Below are 22,255 nucleotides of genomic sequence, written 5' to 3' on the forward strand. Positions count from 1 at the left end.
TTTTCTGTACAATGCCCAGACGCCAACCAAACCCAACACAACAAACAAACCGCCGCCACCTTCAGATGTAATCACGCTGCCGCCGAGGAACAACCGCCCCAGCTCCTCATGCTGATTCCAGATCAGCAGATTCAACAGCAACCCCACCGGCACATGCAGGTTATTCATCACCGCCAGTGTGCCGCCGTTGACCAGGCACGCGCCTTTGTTCCACCAGTACAAACCCAGCGCCGTCGAGACCAGGCCGAGGAACACCAGCACACCCCATTGCAGCGGCGCTTCGGGCAAGAAGTTGGATTTGCCGAACAGCAGGAACGCCGGCAGTGCCACCGCCAGCGCGCCGAGGTAGAAGAAGCCGAAACGCCGGTAATGCGGCAGATCGCTCGGGTGTTTCGCCACCAGATGCTTGTACAGCACCTGGCCGGCGGCATAGGTGAAGTTGGCCAATTGCAGCAGCAGGAAGCCCATGAAGAAATCCGGGTTGATCCGGTCGAAGCGAATCACTGCCGCACCGCCCACGGCGACCAGCGCCGCGATCAGTGCCCACGGGTTGAAGCGACGATTGAGCGCATCCTCGATCAGGGTTACGTGCAGCGGCGTGAGAATGGTGAAGAGCAGCACTTCCGGCACGGTCAGCACACGAAAGCTCAGGTAGAGGCAGACGTAAGTCACGCCGAACTGCAACGCGCCGATCAGCAGCATGCCGCGCATGAAGGCGGGCTCGACCGAACGCCAGCGCGTCAGCGGTATGAACACCAGTCCGGCGAGCACTACGCGCACCAGCACGGCGAAGTAGCTGTCGACATGACCGGCCAGGTATTCGCCGATCAGACTGAAGGAAAACGCCTGGATCAGCGTGACAAAAAGTAAGTAGCCCATGATCGCCTCAGTTTCGAATGGCGGCGACCATAGCGGTTTTTGCATTCTGCAACAAACCCCCTGTATGAGCTGCCGCAGCCTGCGGCATCTCCTACAGGGGGTTGCTGTAAATCGTGGGCAAAAAAAAGCCCGATCTCGCTAATGCGTTCAATCGGGCGGTAGCACTCAGGAGCAACAAGCGCTTAAGGGAGGTTCGATGCGCGTAAAGCCTTGAAGGGGTTGCGCCAGGTCACTAGACCATCCAGTGATTATCTGGCGATTAACGGATCAGGCGACCGATGCCAGTTTGGCGTTGGCCTGGTTCAGGCCCTTCTCCTGGAAGTCGCCGCCCAGGTTCATGCCCTCGGCATGGATGAAGGTCACGTCATGGATGCCGATGAAGCCCATCACCTGACGCAGGTACGGTTCTTGATGATCGGCCGGGCCGCCGGCATAGATGCCACCGCGAGCGGTGAGGACGTATGCGCGTTTGCCGCTGAGCAGGCCTTGCGGGCCGGTGTCGGTGTATTTGAAGGTCACGCCGGCACGCAGTACATGATCGAGCCAGGCTTTGAGCGTGCTCGGGATGGCGAAGTTGTACATCGGCGCGGCCATCACCAGCACGTCGGCGGCGAGCAATTCGTCAGTCAATTCGTTGGAGCGATCCAGCGAAATCTGTTCGTCGTCATTGCGTTGTTCGGCCGATTTCATCCAGCCGCCCAACAGGTTGATATCCAAATGGGGCACAGGCTTGGCCGCCAAATCACGCACGGTGATCTCATCCGCCGGGTGCGCCGCTTTCCACTGACTGATGAACGTCTGGGTCAGTTGACGGGAAACCGAATCTTGCTGGCGGGCGCTGCTTTCAATGATCAGAACGCGTGACATGGTGTGTAGCCTCCATCCGAATTTGTTGTAAGACGATGGAGTGAAGGTTAATCAGAGTTGATTCGATGAAAAAGCGCAAATAACTGCTGCAATCCATCAACAAATTCGTTTATATGCTCACCACGCTTCTTTGTAGGAGCGACCCTGCTCGCGATAGCGGTATGTCAGCCGGAATCACTGGCGGCTAACAGGCTCGCTCCTACAGGTTTATTTCGGTTTGCAGGTCAGGTTGATGCGCAGCTTGATGATGGTGCGGGTGAACTTGGCGGTGGCGTTCTTGTGCTTGCCCGCCGGCACGTCGATGTTGCGAGTGCGCGGTGCCTCCGGGCCGTTGATGAATTTCACTTTGCACGTTGCATCGACATCACCGTAGTTGCTGACCTGGATCGAGCCGATGTCGTTATCGGTGTCGTAGGTCTGGTAGTCGATTTTCAGGTCGTTGAGGTTTTTCTCCACATCGATCGGGTACGCAAACGCCGTCAGCGGCAGCATCGCCAGCAACACACAACAGAATTTTTTCATTCGGCAGTCTCCAATGGGGATCGCCAGCTTAGGACAAGAGGAGCTATTGATGAAAGCGCCCCGCGTGACCCTAGATCAATGGCGAACATTGCAGGCCGTGGTCGACCACGGCGGATTCGCCCAGGCCGCCGAGGCCTTGCACCGTTCGCAATCGTCGGTGAGCTACACCGTCGCCCGCATGCAGGATCAGCTCGGCGTGCCATTGCTGCGCATCGACGGACGCAAAGCGGTGCTTACCGAAGCCGGTGGCGTGTTGCTGCGCCGTTCGCGGCAACTGGTGAAACAGGCCAGCCAACTGGAAGACCTCGCCCACCACATGGAACAGGGCTGGGAAGCGGAAGTGCGGCTGGTGGTCGATGCTGCCTACCCTACCGCCCGCCTCGTCCGCGCCTTGACCGCGTTCATGCCGCAAAGCCGTGGCTGCCGCGTGCGCTTGCGTGAGGAAGTGTTGTCGGGCGTCGAAGAAGTATTGCTCGAAGGCGTGGCCGATCTGGCCATCACCGGTTTCAGTATTCCGGGTTATCTCGGCCAGGAACTGAGCGATGTCGAATTCGTCGCCGTGGCTCATCCAGAGCATGCGCTGCATCGTCTGAACCGTGAGTTGAGCTTTCAGGATCTGGAAAGCCAGATGCAAGTGGTGATCCGCGACTCCGGCCGCCAGCAGCCACGGGACGTCGGTTGGCTCGGCGCCGAACAGCGCTGGACGGTCGGCAGCCTCGCCACGGCTGCCACCTTCGTCGCCAGCGGCCTGGGATTTGCCTGGCTGCCACGGCACATGCTTGAACGTGAACTCAAGGAAGGTGTGCTCAAGGTGCTACCGTTGGATCAGGGCGGCAGCCGCAATCCGAGTTTTTACTTGTACGCAAACAAGGAAAAACCCCTCGGCCCCGCCTCGCAGATCCTCGTCGAACTGCTGCGCACCTTCGATACCGCGCCGCTGGATGCGCCGTTCGCCGCCCCTGAACAAGCCTGACACGGAGTCCACCTATGGCGTATTTCGAGCATGACGGTTGCAACCTGCACTACGAGGAATATGGCCACGGTGAACCCTTGTTGCTGGTTCACGGGCTCGGAGCGAGCACCCTGGACTGGGAAATGCAGATCCCGGATCTAGCCGCCCGTTACCGAGTGATCGTGCCGGACGTGCGCGGTCACGGCCGCTCGGACAAACCTCGCGAGCGCTACAGCATTGCCGGCTTCAGCGCCGACATCATCGCGCTGATCGAACACTTGAACCTTGGCCCGGTGCATTACATCGGACTGTCCATGGGCGGCATGATCGGTTTCCAACTCGGTGTCGATCAACCGCAGTTGCTTAAAAGCCTGACCATCGTCAACAGCGGCCCAGAGGTCAAACTGCGCAGCCGCGACGATTACTGGCAATGGTTCAAGCGCTGGAGCCTGATGCGCATGCTCAGCCTGGAAACCATCGGCAAGGCGCTGGGCAGCAAGTTGTTCCCCAAACCGGAGCAAGCCGATTTACGACGAAAAATGGCCGAGCGCTGGGCAAGAAACGACAAACGTGCTTATCTCGCCAGCTTCGATGCCATCGTTGGCTGGGGCGTTCAGGAACGACTTTCGAAGGTCACCTGTCCAACCCTCGTCGTCAGCGCCGACCGTGATTACACACCGGTGGCGCTCAAAGAAGCCTATGTCAAACGGCTGCCCGATGCGCGGTTGGTGGTGATTGCCGATTCACGCCACGCCACGCCGCTCGATCAACCGCAACACTTCAATCAAACGCTGCTGGAGTTTCTCGCCGCAGTCGATATTCAAACCCTCAGGATCACTGACCCATGCTGAAAAAATTCGCCCTCGCCGCCGGCGCCGTGCTCTTCGCTACGAATCTGATGGCTGCCACCCCAACCAAGGCGCCGCACGTGTTGCTGGACACCACCAATGGCCAGATCGAACTCGAGCTGGATCCGGTCAAGGCACCGATCAGTACCAAGAACTTTCTTGAGTACGTGGACAGCGGGTTCTACAACAACACGATTTTCCACCGTGTGATCCCGGGCTTCATGGCTCAGGGCGGTGGGTTCACCCAGCAGATGCAGCAGAAAGAAACCAAGGCACCGATCAAGAACGAAGCCAGCAATGGCTTGCACAACGTTCGCGGCACCCTCTCGATGGCGCGCACTTCCGATCCAGACTCGGCCACCAGCCAGTTCTTCATCAACGTGGCCGACAACGCCTTCCTCGATCCGGGCCGCGACAAAGGTTATGCAGTCTTCGCCAAAGTGGTCAGAGGCATGGACGTGGTCGACATCATCGTCAACTCCCCAACCACCACCAAACAAGGCATGCAGAACGTGCCTGTCGACCCTGTGTACATCAAGTCGGCCAAGCGCATCGACTAAGCTGGACAGGGCATATCGAACGGCGCGGGCCTGAGGTCTCGCCGTTCAAACCGATAAAAGGAGAGCCCGTATTCCGGGCGGTTATCTGATGCTCTATCGCCGTTTCGAACAACTGATCGACATTTTCCGCGACGCCCCCACGGCAGCCCCGCCGAATCGCGTTTTTCCTTTCTACACCTACTACCTCAAACAGGTCTGGCCGAGCTTCGCCGCCCTGCTGATCGTCGGCTTGTTCGGCGCACTGATCGAAGTGGCACTGTTCAGCTACCTGAGCCGCATCATCGACCTCGCCCAAGGCACACCGAACGTCAATTTCTTCCAGGAACACGGCATCGAACTGGCCTGGATGGCTGTGGTGGCGCTGATCCTGCGCCCGGTGTTCGTCGCCCTGCATGACTTGCTCGTGCACCAGACCCTGAGCCCCGGCATGACCAGCCTGATCCGCTGGCAGAACCACAGTTACGTGCTCAAGCAGAGCCTGAATTTCTTTCAGAACGACTTCGCCGGACGTATTGCCCAGCGCATCATGCAGACAGGCAACTCCCTGCGCGATTCAGCCGTGCAAGCAGTGGATGCGCTATGGCATGTGTTGATCTACGCGATCAGCTCGCTGGTGCTGTTCGCCGAAGCCGACTGGCGCCTGATGATCCCACTGTTGATGTGGATCGCCGCCTACATCGGCGCGCTCTATTACTTCGTGCCACGGGTCAAGGAACGCTCGGTGGTGTCCTCCGATGCGCGTTCGAAATTGATGGGCCGGATCGTCGACGGCTACACCAACATCACCACCCTGAAACTGTTCGCCCACACCAATTTCGAACAGCAATACGCCCGCGAAGCCATTGAAGAGCAGACCGAAAAAGCCCAACTGGCCGGTCGCGTCGTCACCAGCATGGACGTGGTCATCACCGGCATGAATGGCATGTTGATCGTCGGCACCACGGGCCTTGCGCTGTGGCTGTGGACGCAGTCGCTGATCTCGGTCGGGGCGATTGCCTTGGCGACGGGCCTGGTGATCCGCATCGTCAACATGTCGGGCTGGATCATGTGGGTGGTCAACGGCATCTTCGAAAACATCGGCATGGTGCAGGACGGTTTGCAGTCCATCGCCCAACCGGTCAGCGTCACCGACCGCGAACAGGCCAAGCCCCTCGTTGTGCCCCGTGGCGAAGTGCGTTTCGAGCACGTGGATTTTCACTATGGCAAGAAGAAAGGCATCATCGGCGACCTCAACCTGACCATTAAGGCGGGCGAGAAAATCGGCTTGATCGGGCCATCCGGCGCGGGCAAATCGACCCTGGTCAATTTGCTGCTGCGCCTGTACGACGTAGAAGGCGGACGGATCCTCATCGACGGGCAGAACATCGCCGACGTCGGCCAGGAGAGCCTGCGCGCGCGGATTGGCATGATCACTCAGGACACCTCGCTGCTGCACCGCTCGATCCGTGACAACCTGCTTTACGGCAAACCGGACGCGACCGACGCTGAACTCTGGGAAGCCGTGCACAAGGCCCGCGCCGACGAGTTCATACCGCTGCTGTCGGATGCCGAGGGCCGCACCGGTTTCGATGCGCATGTCGGCGAGCGTGGCGTGAAGCTGTCCGGCGGCCAGCGTCAGCGGATCGCGATTGCCCGTGTGCTGCTCAAGGACGCGCCCATCCTGATCATGGACGAAGCCACGTCGGCGCTGGATTCGGAAGTTGAAGCGGCGATCCAGGAAAGCCTCGAAACCCTGATGCAGGGCAAAACCGTAATCGCCATCGCCCACCGGCTCTCGACCATCGCACGCATGGATCGGCTGGTGGTGCTGGAAAACGGCCAGATCGCCGAGACCGGCAGCCACGCTGAACTGCTGGCCCATGGCGGGTTGTATGCGCGGCTGTGGCAGCACCAGACCGGGGGTTTTGTCGGCATCGATTGACCGTCAAGATCAAAAGATCGCAGCGTTCGGCAACTTCTACATGAATCCCGTGCAGGAGTTGCCGAAGGCTGCGATCTTTTGCTTTCTGGCATTCCATCCAAAGCCTGCTGTACTCAGCCGAGGTTCCAGAGTGGAACCTGTAGTAAGCCTGCAGGGAGCACAACTCGATGCAGTCTCGATAGGTCGCCCTATCAAGGACTCTCTCATGTCTCTGTTCAAACGTTCAGTTACTGAGTTGTTGGGTACGTTTTGGTTGGTGTTGGGCGGTTGTGGCAGTGCGGTGATCGCCGCGTCTTCACCGCTGGGTATCGGTGTGCTGGGGGTGGCCCTGGCATTTGGTTTGACAGTACTGACCATGGCGTTCGCCATCGGTCATATCTCCGGCTGCCACTTGAACCCGGCCGTCTCGGTCGGTCTGGTCGTCGGCGGTCGGTTTCCGGCCAAAGAGTTGCCCGCCTACATCATCGCCCAGGTGCTCGGTGCGATCCTCGCGGCGGCGCTGATTGCCTCTATCGCCAGCGGCAAGGAAGGCTTCGAAATAGCCAATGGCCTGGCTTCCAACGGCTACGGTGAGCATTCCCCCGGCAAGTATTCGATGGCTGCCGGATTTGTCACTGAAATGGTGATGACCGCGATGTTCCTGGTGGTCATCCTTGGTGCTACCGACAAGCGTGCGCCACCGGGGCTGGCACCCATTGCCATTGGCCTGGCGCTGACGCTGATCCACCTGATCTCGATTCCCGTCACCAACACCTCGGTCAACCCGGCGCGCAGCACCGGGCCGGCGCTGATGGTCGGTGGTTGGGCCATCGCGCAATTGTGGATGTTCTGGGTCGCGCCGCTGCTGGGTGCGGTGCTCGGCGGCGGGATCTATCGATGGCTGGGTAAAGAAGGTATCTGACGGCACCCGAAAACCAACTGTAGGAGCGAGCCTGTGCGCGATGGCGTTGGGTCAGTCATGCTCATAGGCTCTGATACACCGCTTCGCGAGCAGGCTCGCTCCTCCAAGGAATCAGGTTTGGCGGTAGGGCAATGCGGTCCGCGCCTCTTCGGCGTAGGCCAATATTCCGGCGCGTTCCTGATGGAGGAAATCCTTCACCGCCGCTTTCAAACCCGGATGGCGCAAGTAGTGCCAGGAATGGGTGATCACCGGTTCAAAGCCACGAATCAATTTGTGCTCGCCCTGCGCGCCGGCATCGAAACGCTGAATACCGTTGGCAATCGCATAGTCCATACCCTGATAAAAACACGTCTCGAAATGCAGCCGGTCAAACTCGGCCAGGCATCCCCAATAACGCCCGTAAAAACTGTCGCCTCCGACCAGACTGAACGCCATCGCCACCGGACGTGATCCCTGTTTGGCCAGCACCACGCGGATCGCCTCCGGCATGCGCTCGGCCAACAAACTGAAAAATTCCCGAGTCAGATACGGCGCCTGACGCCGCACCGCGTAGGTGTTGGCGTAGCAGGCATAGACAAAATCCCACTGCGCCTCGTCCAGTTCGCGACCTTCCAGCCATTCGAACTCGAAACCCTGCCCCGCCACTTGCTCGCGCTCCTTGCGCATCTGCTTGCGCTTGCGCGAACTGAGCCCGTCGAGGAAGTCCTGAAAGTCGCGATAACCACGATTTTGCCAGTGATACTGACAGCCGATGCGCTGCAACCAGCCCGGCTGTTCTAGCAGGGCCGCGTCGGTGAACGGATCGGTGAAATTGATGTGCGCGCTGGAAAGCGCTTCGATTTCCAGGTAGCCCGGCAGGCTCTTGAGCAGTTCGAATCCGTCCTCAACCCGAGACGCCAACAGACGCGGGCCGCTGACCGGGCTGAACGGCACGCCACTCAAAAACTTCGGGTAGTAATCGATACCCGCCCGGGCGCAGGCGTCGGCCCAGCCGTGATCGAACACGTACTCGCCGTAGGAATGCCATTTGCGATAACCCGGCAGCGCCGCGATCAGCCGATCACCTTCAACGTGCAACAAATGCTCCGCCTGCCACCCCGTGTGCGGGCCGACGCTGCCGCTGTCTTCCAGCGCACTGAGAAACGCATGACGCAGGAATGGCTGGTTTTCGGGCACCAGCGCATCCCAGGTTTCAGGGGTGATTTGCGACAGGCTTTTCAGGCATTGCAATGGCATCAACCGGCTCTCCACAACTGGGCGTTACAGCCCGGCGAGTATCGCTTATTGCCTGCCGATTCACACGGCCAATTCGCCGACAACCCTCTAGCTCAATAGTTCGCGGCTGTTACGCATCGTCATCAACCTGCCATCACCGTGCCACTGCTCTGTCATAAACGATCGCGATACTGGCGCCTGTTTTTAGAGCGTCGGGTTCTACCCGGCCACTGTTTTCCGACCCTCATCTGTCGGTTGTGTCCCGGATGGTTCAGCCATCCCCTTCATCTTCGGAGATTGCTATGCGTCTTGCTTCCACGAAAACTGCGGCGGCCCTGTGTGGCGGCTTGATGCTGGCCATGAGCGTTCCGGCCAGCGCCGCAGTCGACGCCAAACTGCTCGACATGCTCAAGGCTAACGGGTCGATTTCCCAGGCGCAGTACGTCGAACTGCAAACTGAACTGGCCAAGGATCAGAAGGCTCAGCAAATCGCGCAACAGGCGCAGCAAGAGACCAACGAGCAGGTCGCTGCCGTCGCGAAAAAATCCACTGAGCGAAGCGCCTTCGACCAGAAGCTGGCCTGGGCCGCCAAGACCCAGTTCAAGGGCGACGTCCGCGTTCGTCAGGAAACCATCAAGATCGACGGCGAGCCGAACAACGGCGGCCGCGACAAGGATCGTCAACGCATCCGCGCACGCCTGGGTGCCTACACCGAAATCAACCAGCAAGTGGACACTGGCATCCGTATCGCCACCGGCGGCGGCGACGACGCGCGTTCGACCAATCAGGATCAGGACAACTATTTCGACAAGAAGCAGATCTGGCTGGATCAGGCGTACATCGACTACCACCCGGATGCGATCAAGAACCTGCACGTGATCGGCGGCAAGATGCCACAGCCGTGGGTCAGCATGGGTGACGTGATCTGGGACAGCGACATCAACCCCGAAGGTCTGGCGTTGACCTACAAATACCCGCTGGGCAGCAGCGCCGAACTGTTCGGCAGCCTGGGTAATTACAACCTCAAAGACAACGTCGATGGCGATGGCGTGCAGTTCCGCCATGACCTGCGTCTGACGGCCGGCCAACTGGGCAGCCGCTTCAACCTCACCGACAACCTGAAAATGACTGTCGGCGGCAGCGTCTACGGTTATCAGAACGACGAAGACAGCACCTGCACCGGTACGTCGACGCCGTGCGCCCTGGCGGTCAACGGCAACTCGGCCAATAACGAATTCCGTCTGTACGAAGGCTTCAGTCAGGTTGATATCGGCGGCCTGCCGATGCCGTTGTCGTTCTACGGCCAGTACGTGAAAAACAACGACGCCGTGACCGATCAGGACACAGCCTGGTTGCTGGGCGCCAAGTCGAAAGTCTTCGGCTTCAACCTCGACTACAACTATCGCGACGTACAGCGTAACGCCGTGGTCGGCGCGTTCACCGATTCGGACTTCGCCAACGGCACCACCGGCTCTCGTGGCCACAAGCTCAAGGTCGGTTACGACATCGACAAGAACTTCTCCGTCGGTGCCACGTACTTCCTGACCAAGGCCGACTTCGCCAGCCGTACCCAGCGCGATGCTGATGCCAATACGCTGCAGCTAGACGCCGAAGCGAAGTTTTAGAGGAACAGATGCGAGCTGCGAGCTGTAAGCTTCGAGCTTGCAGCTCGCAGCTTTTTCCGTTTAACGCTTACGCAGCAACACGCTACCAATCGAATAACCGGCACCGAACGAACTCAACACGGCCAGCGAACCGCTGGCCAGATCGTCTTGATACTTATGAAACGCGATCACCGAACCGGCCGAACTGGTGTTGGCGTAGGTGTCGAGAATCACCGGCGCTTCTTCTTCGCTCGCTTCGCGGCCCAGCAGTTTGCGCACGATCAGGTGGTTCATGCTCAGATTGGCCTGGTGCAGCCAGAAGCGCTTCACGTCGCCGACATTGAGCTGGTTTTCTTCCAGGTGCTGGCCGATCAGTTCGGCGACCATCGGGCAAACGTCCTTGAACACCTTGCGGCCTTCCTGCACGAACAGTTTGTCGCGGGTGCCGATGCCCTCTTCCGCTGCGCGGTTGAGGAAGCCGAAGTTGTTGCGGATGTTGTTGGAGAACTTGGTCAGCAGTTTGGTGCTGACCACGTCGAACTGGTGCTCGGACGTCGCGAGGTCGGCGCGCTCGATGATTACGGCAGTCGCGGCGTCACCGAAGATGAAGTGGCTGTCGCGGTCTCGGAAATTCAAGTGACCGGTGCAGACTTCCGGGTTGACCATCAGAATCGCCCGGGCCTGGCCCAGTTGCACGCTGTTGGCGGCCGCCTGGATGCCGAAAGTGGCCGACGAGCAGGCAACGTTCATGTCAAAACCGAACCCCTGGATGCCGAGGGCTTCCTGGACTTCGATGGCGATGGCCGGGTAGGCGCGTTGCAGGTTGGAGCAGGCGACGATTACGCCGTCGATGTCAGCGGCGGTCTTGCCGGCGCGTTGCAAGGCTTGCTCGGCGGCGCCGATGGCCATTTGGCAAAGCACCGACCACTCGTCGTTGGAACGCTCCGGCAGGCGTGGCGCCATGCGTTGCGGATCGAGGATGCCGTCCTTGTCCATGACAAAGCGGCTCTTGATGCCAGACGCTTTTTCGATGAACGCTGCGCTGGATTCGGTCAGCGCTTGAACCTCGCCGCTGGCGATGGCCTCGGCATTGTCGGCATTGAACTGGGCGACGTAAGTGTTGAAAGACTGCACCAGCTCTTCGTTGGAGATGCTGTTGGCCGGGGTGTACAGGCCGGTGCCGCTGATGACGACGTTATGCATGGTCGTTTCTCTAATCTGTTCAGGCAGAAAGCGCTGGCACCGTCGTACCAACACACAAAGGGTCTATTCCCATCCAGGGGACGCAAATCTCGCAGCGTTTTATGACGCCCCGACGTGGCCGAAGGCTCTACGTCGCGAAAGAGGCGCTTATGGTCGCGAAGTTTGCCATAAACCCAAGGTTTTGGCCCCTTTTGCGAAGACACACACCCACTGTAGGAGCTGCCGCAGGCTGCGATCTTTTGACTGTGCAGGAACGCGGAGCGTCCCGGGCGGCATTCCCACGCGGAGCGTGGGGAACGATCAATTGCGCGAGCAAGGGGCTACGGTTCGACTTGTGTCCACTGCTTGTTCAGGCGTTTATCGGAGATCGGCACTTTCGTCCCCAACTGCTGCGCGAACAGCGAAACCCGGTATTCCTCCAGCCACCAGCGATACAGCTCCAGCTGCGGGTCGCGTTTGCCTTCCTGGGCGTGTTTGGCGGCGCGGGTCTGGTATTGCGTCCAGAGCCCGGTGAGTTCGCCACTCCAGACCCGATCCTTTTGCACCTGGGCACCGAGTTTTTCGAAGCGCTGTTCGACCGCTTTCAGATAACGCGGCAGTTCCTTGAGCCATTGCATCGGCGTTTCCCGGACAAACCCCGGATACACCAGATGACTGATTTGCTGCTTGATATCGTTCAGTGCCACAGCCTGAGCCAGATCAATCTTGCCCTTGAAGCGTTTTTGCAGCCCGTGCCAGAGTTTCAGAATCTCCTGCGTCAACCGCGCCACGCGCTCGGCGTGCTCGGTCCAACTGCCGCGCTTGCGCTCGGCCAGCGCCGCCAATCCGGCACCGTCACGCGGCAACGGGTCTTCACCCTCCAGGATGCAGCTGTCGAGGCTGGCCAGCAGAATGTCTTCGACCAGTGCCTCGACGCGGCCCAGCTCGCGGTACAGCAACCCCATTTCGGTGATGCCCGGCAGCTTGGTGCGCAGGAATTTGGCCGGCTCGGCCAGTTGCTGCATCAGCAAGCGTTGCAGCGCACGACGATGCTGAAACTCGGCTTCGGCCGGGGTCGAAAAACGCCCTTCTTTGACTGTGCCGCCCTCTTCCACCAGCGCCGGATACACCGTCATCGACAGCCCGGCAATCTTCTGTTGCGTCTTTTCCGCCACCGCCGCGAAGACTTTGGCCTCTACCGGTTGCTGACTTTTCGCGCTCTGCGGCACGGCCAATGCCGCCTGACTGGCCTCGGCAAACCGCGCGGTCAGTTCGGCCAGATCGCGTCCTTCACCGAGGAACTTGCCCTGGCCATCGACGATTTCCAGGTTCATCCGCAAATGCCCTTCGACCTGTTGCTCAGCCTCGGCCCAGGCTTCATCGCTGACTCGCGCGCCGGTCATGCGCAGCAATTCACGCCCCAGCGCCTGGGGCAGCGAGCCCTCGGCGAAGGTCATGCGTTGCAACGCGGCTTTGACGAAGTCCGGCACCGGCACGAAATTCTTGCGCAAAGCTTTCGGCAAATTGCGCACAAGGGCGATGCACTTGGCCTCGATCATGCCCGGTACCAGCCATTCCAGACGCTCCGGTGGCAGCATAGGCAACAGTGGCGCCGGCACGCGCAGGGTCACGCCGTCGCGCGGATGATTCGGTTCGAAGTGGTAGCTGAGGGCCAACTCCAGATCGCCGATGTGCAAGGTGTCCGGGTAATGCTGGGCGGTGACTTCGCTGGCCTCGCGGGCCAGCACGTCTTCTTCGCGCATGATCAGCAGTTGCGGATCTTTCTGGCTGTTGACCCGATACCAACTGTCGAAGGTCGCGGTCTGGTGAATCTCCGCCGGCAACCGTGCGTCGTAGAAGGCGTACAGGGTTTCTTCGTCGGCGAGAATGTCGCGGCGACGGGCCTTGGCTTCCAGTTCGTCGAGTTGTTCCAGCAGTTGCTTGTTGGCCGTCAGACACTTGGCGCGCGATTGAATCTCGCCACGCACCAGGCCTTCGCGGATGAACAACTCACGCGACACCACCGGATCCACCGGACCGTAATGCACTGGCCGCCGGCCAACCACAATCAGGCCGAACAGAGTGATTTGCTCGAACGCCACGACTTGGCCGCGCTTCTTTTCCCAGTGCGGTTCGAAGTGGTTTTTCTTGATCAGGTGACCGGCCAGCGGCTCGATCCAGTCGGCGTCGATTTTCGCGACCATCCGCGCGTAGAGCTTGGTGGTTTCCACCAGTTCGGCGGCCATGATCCACTGCGGACGCTTCTTGCCGATGCCTGACGAGGGGTGAATCCAGAACCGACGCTGACGGGCGCCGAGGTAATCGCCGTCCTCGGTTTTCTGGCCGATCTGGCTGAGCAGGCCGACCAACACGGCTTTGTGCAGTTTCGGGTAATCCGCCGGCTCTTTATTAACGACCAGTTGCAGATCGCGGCAGATCAAGCTCAGTTGCCGATGGGAATCACGCCATTCGCGCAGCCGCAGATAATTGAGAAAGTTCTTCCGACACCAGTTGCGTAGCGGACTGGCAGTCAACGCCTGGCGTTGCTCTTCAAAGCCACGCCACAGATTGACCAGCCCGGCGAAGTCCGAATCGATGTCTTTCCACTGCGCGTGGGCCTGGTCGGCAGCTTGCTGACGCTCCGGCGGACGCTCGCGCGGATCCTGAATCGACATGGCACTGGCGACGATCAGCACTTCCTGCAAACTGCCGAGCTTCGCCGCTTCGAGCAACATGCGGCCCATGCGCGGATCCACCGGCAGACGCGCCAGTTGTCGGCCCAAGGGGGTCAGCTGACTATTGCGATCCACCGCCGAGAGTTCTTGCAGCAGGTTGAAACCATCACTGATCGCCTTGCCGTCCGGCGGCTCGATGAACGGGAAAGCGGTGATCTCGCCGAGTCGCAAATGCAGCATTTGCAGAATCACGGCGGCGAGGTTGGTGCGCAAGATCTCGGGATCGGTGAATTCCGGGCGCCCGAGGAAATCTTCTTCGCTGTACAGACGCACGCAGATGCCCGGCTCGACCCGACCGCAGCGACCTTTTCGCTGGTTGGCGCTGGCCTGGGAAATCGCTTCGATAGGCAAGCGCTGCACTTTTGCTCGATAGCTGTAACGACTGATGCGCGCGGTGCCGCTGTCAATCACGTAACGAATGCCCGGCACGGTCAGCGAGGTTTCCGCAACGTTGGTCGCCAACACGACGCGACGGCCCGGGTGCGACTGGAAAATCCGCTGCTGTTCGGCCGGTGACAGGCGTGCGTATAGCGGCAGGATTTCAGTGTGCTTGAGCTGAGCCTTGCGCAGCATGTCGGCGGCGTCGCGAATCTCGCGCTCGCCGGGCAGGAACACCAGCACATCGCCGGGGCTGCGCCTTTCGCTGCGCTCATAGGCGGCAATTTCGTCGAGGGTCGCGAGAATCGCCTGATCGACGGTCAGGTCATCTTCGACGCGGTTGCCCTCCTCGTCCTGCTCCAGGGTCAGCGGGCGATACCAGGTGTCGACCGGGTAAGTACGGCCGGACACTTCGACAATCGGCGCGTCGTCGAAGTGCTTGGAAAAGCGCTCCAGATCGATGGTCGCCGAAGTGATGATGACTTTCAGATCCGGACGACGTGGCAGTAGGGTTTTCAGGTAACCCAGCAGGAAATCGATGTTGAGACTGCGTTCGTGGGCTTCGTCGACGATGATCGTGTCGTAGCGTTCCAGATAGCGGTCGTTCTGAGTTTCCGCCAGCAAAATACCGTCGGTCATCAGTTTGATCAGCGTGTTGGAATCGCTCTGGTCTTCGAAACGCACCTGATAGCCGACCAGCGCGCCGAGCGGTGTGTTGAGCTCCTCGGCCACCCGACTGGCGACACTGCGCGCCGCGATCCGGCGCGGCTGGGTGTGGCCGATCAGACCGTGCTGGCCGCGACCGATTTCCAGACAGATCTTCGGCAATTGGGTGGTTTTACCCGAACCGGTTTCGCCGGCGATGATCAGCACTTGATGCTTTTCCAGCGCCGCCTTGATCTCGTCACGCTTGGCGGCAATCGGCAGGCTGTCGTCGTAACGGATCACCGGCAGACTGGCCTTGCGCGCCAATACCTGATCACACGACGCCTGCATCCGCGCCACCCACTGGGCCAATTTGGCCTCGTCGGGTTTCTTGCGCAGCTCCAGCAACTGCCGGCGCAACCGGTGACGGTCGGCGAGCATGGCGTGATCGAGGTTTTTCAGCAGTTTGTCGATGGAAGGCGTTTGGTCAGTCATAGGAGCAGCGGCAAGCTGTAAGCCAAAAGCTGCAAGAGTAACAGACGAAGCAGTCTCAAGCCTCAAGCTGCAACGTAAAAGCGCTTCTGACTTAGAGCTTGCGGCTCGCGGCTTATAGCTGCTGTTCTCCTTTACGCCGATACGGGAAGACGTCGATGACTTTGCCGGCGCGAATGGCCTCTTGCAGGCTTTTCCAGTAGTCGGCGTTGTACAACTCGCCATGCAATTGATCGAACAGCTTGCGCTGCCCCGAATCGGCAAACAGAAACGGCGGAAACTCCTCCGGAAACACGTCCAGCGGCCCGATCGAATACCACGGCTCGGAGGCCATTTCGTCTTCCGGCGTACGCGGCGCCGGGATGTGGCGGAAGTTGGCTTCGGTGAGGAAACAGATCTCGTCGTAGTCGTAAAACACCACGCGACCATGACGGGTGACACCGAAATTCTTCAGCAGCATGTCGCCGGGAAAGATATTGGCCGCCGCCAGTTGCTTGATCGCCAAGCCGTAATCCTCCAGCGCTTCATGCACCTGGGCGTCGTTGGCGTTTTCCAGATAGAGGTTAAGCGGGGTCATCCGGCGTTCGGTCCAGCAGTGGCGGATCAGCACGGTTTCGCCCTCGACGGAGACCGTGGACGGGGCCACTTCGAGCAATTCTTCCAGGCACGCCGGGTCGAACTTGCTCAAGGGAAAACGGAAGTCGGCGAACTCTTGTGTGTCGGCCATGCGCCCAACGCGGTCGACGCTTTTCACCAGCCGATACTTTTCGATCACGGTCGCGCGATCGACGTTTTTCGAGGGCGAGAAGCGATCCTTGATGATCTTGAACACAGTGTTGAAGCCCGGCAGCGTGAACACGCTCATCACCATGCCACGTACGCCGGGCGCCATGATGAACTGGTCATCCGTGTGGGCGAGGTGGTTGATCAGCGCCCGGTAAAACTCCGATTTGCCGTGTTTGTAGAATCCGATCGAGGTGTACAACTCGGCGATGTGCTTGCCCGGCAGGATGCGTTTGAGGAAACCGATAAACTCTGCCGGCACTGCCACGTCCACCATGAAATACGAGCGGGTGAACGAGAAGATGATCGACACCTCCGCTTCATCGGTGATCAGCGCATCGATCTGGATGCCCCGGCCCTCGCGGTGCAGCAATGGAATCACCAGCGGCCATTGTTCGTCGCGGGTATAGATGCGCCCGACCAGGTACGCGCCTTTGTTGCGGTACAGCACTGAGCTGAACAGTTCGACGCTCAGTTCCGGATCCTTGCACACCCAGTCGGGCAGGTTCTCGCGCAGCTGCGCTTCGAGGCGCCTTAGATCGCCCGGCAGATCCGCGTAGCCTTCGTTGAAACGGTAATCGGCGAAGATGCTGCCGAGCATCACCGACAACTGGCCTTGCGGTTTGTAGGTGCGGGTCTGCGCGGCACGGGCGCGGCGCAGGGTCGGCCGGGTGGTGTGGATGAACATGCAACCGTCGCTGATCAGATCGTGGCTGAACAGGCCGCAGAAGATCGAGTTGTACCAGGTCTCGGACAGTTCATCGTCGAAACGCAGGTCGATCACGCTGATGTAGGCACTTTTCACCAGCGGCCAGCAACTGACGGCCATCAGCGTATCTTCGTCGAAATATTCGCGCAGGCGGGCGATGGTTTCGCCGACCTTCTCTTCATACAGATTGATCCGCGCCGCCGAGGCCGTTTGCGTTTCCTGCCACTGCGCCTGCTCGAAACGCTCGCGGGCGCCGTCGGTGATCCGCCGAAAATGCTCGCGGTAATCGTCGAAGCCTTCAAGGATCATGCGGGCGATGTCGGTGGCTGGCCATGGCTGCGGCATAAACGAGACCTCTGCGGGAATTTCAAACCCTGAGCTTAGACACGGAAGCGGATGCAGGAGAAGTGCAATTTCTGCCAAATCCGATACCGCAGCGGCTTTTCATTCCCTGCCCGCCTGACCGGAGAATTAAATGCCCGAATAGCGGTTGCCATCCTCAAGGCGCTCGGCAACACTCTCGACCCGATCAAGGAAGGAGTGCCGTCGTGAGCCCTGTCGATATTTTCCGCATGCTGTCACTGGCTGCCATCTGGGGCGCGAGCTTCCTGTTCATGCGCATCATCGCCCCGGCTATCGGCACGGTTCCTACCGGTTTTTTCCGTGTGTCGATTGCCGCCGTCGGGCTGCTGGTGATTCTCGGGCTGATGCGCATCAGTTGGGATTTCAAAGGCAAGCTGAAAACCGTGATGCTGTTGGGCGTGATCAACTCAGGGATTCCGGCGACCCTGTATTCGGTGGCCGCACAAGTCTTGCCGGCCGGTTACTCGGCGATTTTCAACGCCACCACCCCACTGATGGGCGTGTTGATCGGTGGCCTGTTCTTCAGTGAAAAACTCACGCCGGCCAAGCTCGGCGGGGTGTTTCTCGGTCTCTTCGGCGTTGGTGTGCTGACCCGTGCCGGCCCCGTGGCTTTCGACCTGCAATTGCTGATGGGCGCCGCCGCCTGCCTGCTCGCCACCACCTGCTACGGCTTTGCCGGGTTTCTCGCCCGACGCTGGCTGGATCAGGCCGGCGGGCTGGATCCGCGCCTCTCGGCGCTGGGCAGCATGCTCGGCGCGACGCTGTTTCTGTTGCCACTGTTCGGGTACAGCGTGGCGACACAACCTCCGGCGAGCTGGGGTGGCTGGAGTGTCTGGTTGTCGCTGTTGGGTCTGGGCCTGGGATGTACAGCGTTTGCCTACATCATCTACTTCCGCCTGCTCAGCTCAATCGGCCCGGTGAAGTCGATGACCGTGACCTTCATGATTCCGCCGTTCGGCGTATTGTGGGGCGCGATGTTTCTCGATGAGCCGTTGTCGATGGCGCATGTCTACGGCGGGGTGTTGATCGCGCTGGCGCTGTGGCTGGTGTTGAAACCGGCGGTGGTGAAGCCGGTTGAGGTGGATGCCTGATCGCCCTGTAGGAGCGGCCGCAGGCTGCTCCTACAGGTTTTGCGTCGGGTTATAGCGCCAACGCACTCACCTCCCCGTCCACCAACCGCCGGATTCCCAGCGGATTGGCATCCTGCAACGCCTCGGGCAGCAACGCATCCGGGTAATTCTGGAAGCACACCGGCCGCAAAAAGCGATCGATCGCCAGCGTCCCCACCGACGTGCCGCGCGAATCCGAGGTCGCCGGATATGGCCCGCCATGCACCATCGCCTCGCAGACTTCGACCCCGGTCGGATAACCGTTGAGCAGGATCCGTCCGACCTTTTCCTGTAACTGCTCAGCCAGCCAGCGGTAATCGAGCAACTCACCCGGTTCACCGATCAGGGTCGCCGTCAGTTGCCCACGCAAGCCTTGCAGCGCAACGGCCAACTGCGTCGGGTCGTCCACTTCGATGATGATCGTGGTCGGGCCAAACACTTCTTCCTGCAACAGCGCATCGCCATTGAGCAGCAGGCTGACATGGGCCTGAAACACCTGTGGCTGAGCCTGATTACCCTGCTGCGGATGCCCGGCCAGGTGCGTCAGCCCGGGGTGCTCGTGCAGTTCGGCCAGGCCTTTGCCGTAACTGACGAGCGCCCCGGCATTGAGCATGGTCTGCGCCGGTTGCCCGTTCATGGTTGCGCAGAACCTTCGCACGAACGCGCTGAACTGCGGCGAACGCAGCCCGATCACCAAACCAGGGTTGGTGCAGAACTGCCCGCAACCCAGCGTCACCGAGCCGGCCAGTTGTGCGGCGATCTGTTCGCCGCGCACTGCCAGCGCCTCGGGCAACAGGAACACCGGGTTGATGCTCGACATCTCGGCGAAGACCGGAATCGGTTGCGCCCGGCTCGCGGCCATCTGGCTCAAAGCGTTACCGCCCTTGAGCGAACCGGTGAAGCCCACGGCCTGAATCGCCGGATGCTTAACCAGCCATTCACCGACCCCGCCGCCGTAAATCATGTTGAAGACGCCGGCGGGCATTTGGCAGCGCTCGGCGGCACGGATAATCGCATTCGCCACGCCTTCGGCCGTCGCCATATGGCCGCTGTGCGCCTTGAACACCACCGGGCAACCGGCGGCCAACGCCGAGGCGGTATCGCCGCCGGCCGTGGAGAATGCCAGCGGAAAGTTGCTCGCGCCGAACACCGCCACTGGCCCGAGGGCAATGCGGTACTGGCGCAGATCCGGACGCGGCAGCGGCTGACGATCGGGCAAGGCGCGATCGATCCGTGCGCCATAAAAATCACCTCGGCGCAGCACCTTGGCGAACAGGCGCAACTGGCCACTGGTGCGTCCGCGTTCGCCTTGGATGCGCGCGGCAGGCAATGCAGTTTCACGGCAGACCGTGGCGACGAAGTCATCGCCGAGCTTATCGATTTCATCGGCGATGGCATCGAGGAAGGTCGCGCGTTTTTCGGCGCTGAGATGACGGTAGATCGGGTAAGCCGAGGCCGCAGCCTTGGCGGCGGCATCCACTTCGGCCTCGGTGGCTTGCACGAAATGGCCGGGCAATGCCTCGCCACTGGTGGCATCGAGGCTTTGCAGTTTTACGCTGCCGAGCGCACTGCGCCGGCCGCCGATGTAGTTGTGTCCAAATGACGCTGGCATGACGAATTCCTTGACCGTTAGAGACTCAGAGCCCACGCACATGACCGATGGTCAACGGCTGGGCGCTTTCGCCGATGCCGTTTTCCAGCGGCGCGCCAAACGCGTCGAGACTGATCTGGAAGCGATCGCCGGGACGGGTTTTGATACCGTCGGCGAACGACAACGTGGCGGTACCGAAGTAATGCACATGCACATCGCCGGGCCGCAGGAACTGCGCGTACTTGAAGTGATGAAACTCAAGGTTGGCGAGGCTGTGGCACATGTTGTCCTCGCCGCTCAAAAACTCTTTCTCCCACAGTACTGCGCCGTCGCGCAGGATGCGGCTGGTGCCCGCCAGATGTTTGGGTAATTCGCCGACGCGCAGCTCCGGGCCGTAGGCGCAGTACCGCAGCTTCGAATGGGCCAGGTACAGGTAATTGCGCCGCTCCATCACATGGTCGGAAAACTCGTTGCCCAGCGCATAACCGACGCGGTACGGCAGGCCGTCGTCGCCAATCACGTAAAGGCCGGTCAGCTCCGGTTCTTCGCCAGCGTCTTCGGCGAACGGCGGCACCGGGAAATCCGCGCCAGGGCGCACGACGATGCTGCCGTCGCCCTTGTAAAACCACTCCGGCTGCGCGCCGACTTCACCGGCCGCCGGTTTGCCGCCCTCGATGCCCCACTTGAAGATGCGCATGGTGTCGGTCATGCCCGCTTCGACGGCGCCGTCCTGCTGGTGCATTTTGTCCCGCGCCGAGGCACTGCCGAGGTGAGTCAGACCCGTGCCGCTGATCAGGCAATGGGCCGGGTCTTCGTGATCCAGCGGCGGCAGGATTTTGCCCTGCTGCAACAGCCCGGCGTACTCGGGGCCGGGTTCGGTTCCGCGCAGGGCGACTTGTTCTTGCAGGCTGTGTCTGGCGCGAATGGCAGCCAGAGCCAGTTCGCGAGTGCTGGTGGTGTTGCGCAGGACTTGAACCTGCGCACCCTCGACCAACCCGACCTGACGCTGGCCGGCAGTGTTTTCAAATTGAATCAGGCGCATGTGCCAATCTCCGGAAAATCATGGACAGCGCCGCCCGTGAGCGGCGCGTCAGGGTCACTCGATGATGTTGAAGTCGCTCAGGTACTCATCGGAGATTTCCAGGCCCAGGCCCGGTTTGTTGTCGTCGAGCTGGATGTAGCCGTTGACCGGTTGCGGCTCGCCCTTGAACACGTAATAGAAGAGTTCGTTGCCGACCTCGACGTCGAACACCGGGAAGAACTCGGCCATCGGCGAGGCGGTGGTGGACATGGTCAGGTGATAGTTGTGCATCTGCCCGGCGTGGGGAATGACCGGCACCGACCAGGCCTCAGCCATGGCGTTGATCTTGCGAGCGGCGGTGATGCCGCCGACGCGGTTGGTGTCGTACTGGATGACATCGACGGCGCGACGTTCGAGCAGATCCTTGAAGCCGTAGGAGGTGAACTCATGCTCACCGCCGGAGATCGGCATGATGCCCATTTTTTTCAGTTCGATGTAGCCTTCGATGTCGTCGGCGATCACCGGTTCCTCCAGCCAGCGTGGCTCGAATTCGGCCAGTTTTGGCAGCATGCGGCGGGCGTATTCGAGGGTCCAGCCCATGTAGCACTCGAGCATGATGTCGACGTCGGGGCCGGCCAGTTCACGCAGGGCTCGCACCTGTTCGATGTTGCGGCGCATGCCGGCCGGACCGTCTTTCGGGCCGTAGCCAAAGCGCATTTTCAGCGCGGTGAAACCCTGGTTCAGATAACCCTGTGCCTCTTCCAGAAACAGGTCGAGGTTGTCGTTGGCGTAGAGCTTGGAAGCGTAAGTCCAGATCTTCTCTTTTGTGCGTCCGCCGAGCAGTTTGAACACCGGTTTGTTCACGGCTTTGCCCATGATGTCCCAGATGGCGATGTCGATTGCCGAGATCGCCGCCATGCCGATGCCCTTGCGGCCCCAGGCGTGGCTCTGGCGGTACATTTTCTGCCAGATGTATTC

Annotated in this window: 16 protein-coding genes and 1 pseudogene; 7 read left to right on the plus strand and 10 right to left on the minus strand. The window is 60.4% G+C overall.

Annotated features, from left to right (window positions below; genetic code table 11):
• From GIW69_RS25005 to GIW69_RS25015, 3 genes are all read right to left on the minus strand, one after another.
• The coding region (locus tag GIW69_RS25005; RefSeq protein ID WP_236485449.1) for a carboxylate/amino acid/amine transporter at positions 1 to 879 on the minus strand (879 nt) is incomplete at its 3' end.
• A 267-nt stretch (positions 880 to 1,146) separates the two neighbouring features.
• Entirely contained in the window at positions 1,147 to 1,746 is a 600-nt protein-coding gene (locus tag GIW69_RS25010) for an FMN-dependent NADH-azoreductase (RefSeq protein ID WP_236485450.1), read from the minus strand.
• Positions 1,747 to 1,953: 207 nt separating this feature from the next.
• On the minus strand, positions 1,954 to 2,268 hold the full coding sequence (locus GIW69_RS25015; RefSeq protein ID WP_236485451.1) for a 3-phosphoglycerate kinase: 315 nt from the start codon (positions 2,266 to 2,268) through the stop codon (positions 1,954 to 1,956).
• A 49-nt stretch (positions 2,269 to 2,317) separates the two neighbouring features.
• Between GIW69_RS25015 and GIW69_RS25020 the strand changes: the two genes are divergently transcribed.
• The 5 genes and pseudogenes from GIW69_RS25020 (at position 2,318) to aqpZ (ending at position 7,450) form a co-directional block, all read left to right on the plus strand.
• Entirely contained in the window at positions 2,318 to 3,241 is a 924-nt protein-coding gene (locus GIW69_RS25020) for a PA3225 family LysR-type transcriptional regulator (protein WP_236485452.1), read from the plus strand.
• A 14-nt stretch (positions 3,242 to 3,255) separates the two neighbouring features.
• Positions 3,256 to 4,061: pseudogene (locus GIW69_RS25025) on the plus strand (alpha/beta fold hydrolase).
• A 3-nt stretch (positions 4,062 to 4,064) separates the two neighbouring features.
• Positions 4,065 to 4,628, plus strand: a complete 564-nt coding sequence (locus GIW69_RS25030) for a peptidylprolyl isomerase (protein ID WP_236485454.1) — start codon at positions 4,065 to 4,067, stop codon at positions 4,626 to 4,628.
• A gap of 88 nt (positions 4,629 to 4,716) precedes the next feature.
• The gene (locus GIW69_RS25035) at positions 4,717 to 6,549 is read left to right on the plus strand and encodes an ABC transporter ATP-binding protein (protein ID WP_236485455.1); all 1,833 of its coding nucleotides are present in this window, start codon (positions 4,717 to 4,719) and stop codon (positions 6,547 to 6,549) included.
• 205 nt (positions 6,550 to 6,754) lie between these two features.
• Positions 6,755 to 7,450, plus strand: a complete 696-nt coding sequence (gene aqpZ / locus GIW69_RS25040) for an aquaporin Z (protein ID WP_236485456.1) — start codon at positions 6,755 to 6,757, stop codon at positions 7,448 to 7,450.
• A gap of 111 nt (positions 7,451 to 7,561) precedes the next feature.
• On the opposite strand, the gene GIW69_RS25045 is transcribed toward aqpZ, so the two are convergent.
• Positions 7,562 to 8,686 (minus strand): GNAT family N-acetyltransferase, encoded by a 1,125-nt coding sequence (locus GIW69_RS25045; protein WP_236485457.1) that lies wholly within the window; start codon positions 8,684 to 8,686, stop codon positions 7,562 to 7,564.
• A 281-nt stretch (positions 8,687 to 8,967) separates the two neighbouring features.
• Between GIW69_RS25045 and GIW69_RS25050 the strand changes: the two genes are divergently transcribed.
• Positions 8,968 to 10,290: a putative porin gene (locus GIW69_RS25050; RefSeq protein ID WP_236485458.1), complete on the plus strand. Its 1,323-nt coding sequence runs from the start codon at positions 8,968 to 8,970 to the stop codon at positions 10,288 to 10,290.
• A gap of 60 nt (positions 10,291 to 10,350) precedes the next feature.
• Here the strand turns inward: GIW69_RS25050 and GIW69_RS25055 are convergent, their stop codons facing one another.
• From GIW69_RS25055 to aceK, 3 genes are all read right to left on the minus strand, one after another.
• Positions 10,351 to 11,472: a beta-ketoacyl-ACP synthase III gene (locus GIW69_RS25055; protein WP_236485459.1), complete on the minus strand. Its 1,122-nt coding sequence runs from the start codon at positions 11,470 to 11,472 to the stop codon at positions 10,351 to 10,353.
• Positions 11,473 to 11,792: 320 nt separating this feature from the next.
• Positions 11,793 to 15,704, minus strand: a complete 3,912-nt coding sequence (gene hrpA / locus GIW69_RS25060) for an ATP-dependent RNA helicase HrpA (protein ID WP_236485460.1) — start codon at positions 15,702 to 15,704, stop codon at positions 11,793 to 11,795.
• Positions 15,705 to 15,816: 112 nt separating this feature from the next.
• Positions 15,817 to 17,538, minus strand: coding sequence for a bifunctional isocitrate dehydrogenase kinase/phosphatase (gene aceK / locus GIW69_RS25065; RefSeq protein WP_236485461.1), 1,722 nt, complete (start codon positions 17,536 to 17,538; stop codon positions 15,817 to 15,819).
• Between the two features lie 203 nt (positions 17,539 to 17,741).
• Here aceK and GIW69_RS25070 point away from each other — a divergent pair, with 203 nt between their 5' ends.
• The gene (locus GIW69_RS25070; RefSeq protein WP_236485462.1) at positions 17,742 to 18,647 is read left to right on the plus strand and encodes a DMT family transporter; all 906 of its coding nucleotides are present in this window, start codon (positions 17,742 to 17,744) and stop codon (positions 18,645 to 18,647) included.
• A 49-nt stretch (positions 18,648 to 18,696) separates the two neighbouring features.
• Here GIW69_RS25070 and GIW69_RS25075 read toward each other — a convergent pair whose 3' ends face one another.
• The 3 genes from GIW69_RS25075 to GIW69_RS25085 form a co-directional block, all read right to left on the minus strand.
• Entirely contained in the window at positions 18,697 to 20,277 is a 1,581-nt protein-coding gene (locus tag GIW69_RS25075; RefSeq protein WP_236485463.1) for an aldehyde dehydrogenase (NADP(+)), read from the minus strand.
• Positions 20,278 to 20,302: 25 nt separating this feature from the next.
• Positions 20,303 to 21,298 carry an AraD1 family protein gene (gene araD1 / locus GIW69_RS25080; RefSeq protein ID WP_236485464.1) on the minus strand — a complete coding sequence of 332 codons (996 nt, stop codon included), beginning with the start codon at positions 21,296 to 21,298 and terminating at the stop codon, positions 20,303 to 20,305.
• Positions 21,299 to 21,352: 54 nt separating this feature from the next.
• Positions 21,353 to 22,255 (minus strand): enolase C-terminal domain-like protein (locus GIW69_RS25085; protein WP_236485465.1); only part of this gene is annotated, 903 nt, incomplete at its 5' end.

It is taken from the genome of Pseudomonas syringae, from assembly GCF_021605415.1.
In the GTDB taxonomy this organism is placed as follows: Bacteria; Pseudomonadota; Gammaproteobacteria; order Pseudomonadales; family Pseudomonadaceae; genus Aquipseudomonas; species Aquipseudomonas syringae_S.

What these genes read in the sequence shown, in the direction of transcription:
- GIW69_RS25045 (WP_236485457.1), bottom strand. Translation starts at nt 8,686, where the DNA reads ATGCCATTGCAATGCCTGAAAAGCCTGTCGCAAATCACCCCTGAAACC.
- araD1 (WP_236485464.1), bottom strand. Translation starts at nt 21,298, where the DNA reads ATGCGCCTGATTCAATTTGAAAACACTGCCGGCCAGCGTCAGGTCGGG.
- aceK (WP_236485461.1), bottom strand. Translation starts at nt 17,538, where the DNA reads ATGCCGCAGCCATGGCCAGCCACCGACATCGCCCGCATGATCCTTGAA.
- GIW69_RS25015 (WP_236485451.1), bottom strand. Translation starts at nt 2,268, where the DNA reads ATGAAAAAATTCTGTTGTGTGTTGCTGGCGATGCTGCCGCTGACGGCG.
- GIW69_RS25035 (WP_236485455.1), top strand. Translation starts at nt 4,717, where the DNA reads ATGCTCTATCGCCGTTTCGAACAACTGATCGACATTTTCCGCGACGCC.
- GIW69_RS25030 (WP_236485454.1), top strand. Translation starts at nt 4,065, where the DNA reads ATGCTGAAAAAATTCGCCCTCGCCGCCGGCGCCGTGCTCTTCGCTACG.
- GIW69_RS25055 (WP_236485459.1), bottom strand. Translation starts at nt 11,472, where the DNA reads ATGCATAACGTCGTCATCAGCGGCACCGGCCTGTACACCCCGGCCAAC.
- hrpA (WP_236485460.1), bottom strand. Translation starts at nt 15,704, where the DNA reads ATGACTGACCAAACGCCTTCCATCGACAAACTGCTGAAAAACCTCGAT.
- GIW69_RS25020 (WP_236485452.1), top strand. Translation starts at nt 2,318, where the DNA reads ATGAAAGCGCCCCGCGTGACCCTAGATCAATGGCGAACATTGCAGGCC.
- GIW69_RS25010 (WP_236485450.1), bottom strand. Translation starts at nt 1,746, where the DNA reads ATGTCACGCGTTCTGATCATTGAAAGCAGCGCCCGCCAGCAAGATTCG.
- GIW69_RS25050 (WP_236485458.1), top strand. Translation starts at nt 8,968, where the DNA reads ATGCGTCTTGCTTCCACGAAAACTGCGGCGGCCCTGTGTGGCGGCTTG.
- GIW69_RS25075 (WP_236485463.1), bottom strand. Translation starts at nt 20,277, where the DNA reads ATGCCAGCGTCATTTGGACACAACTACATCGGCGGCCGGCGCAGTGCG.
- aqpZ (WP_236485456.1), top strand. Translation starts at nt 6,755, where the DNA reads ATGTCTCTGTTCAAACGTTCAGTTACTGAGTTGTTGGGTACGTTTTGG.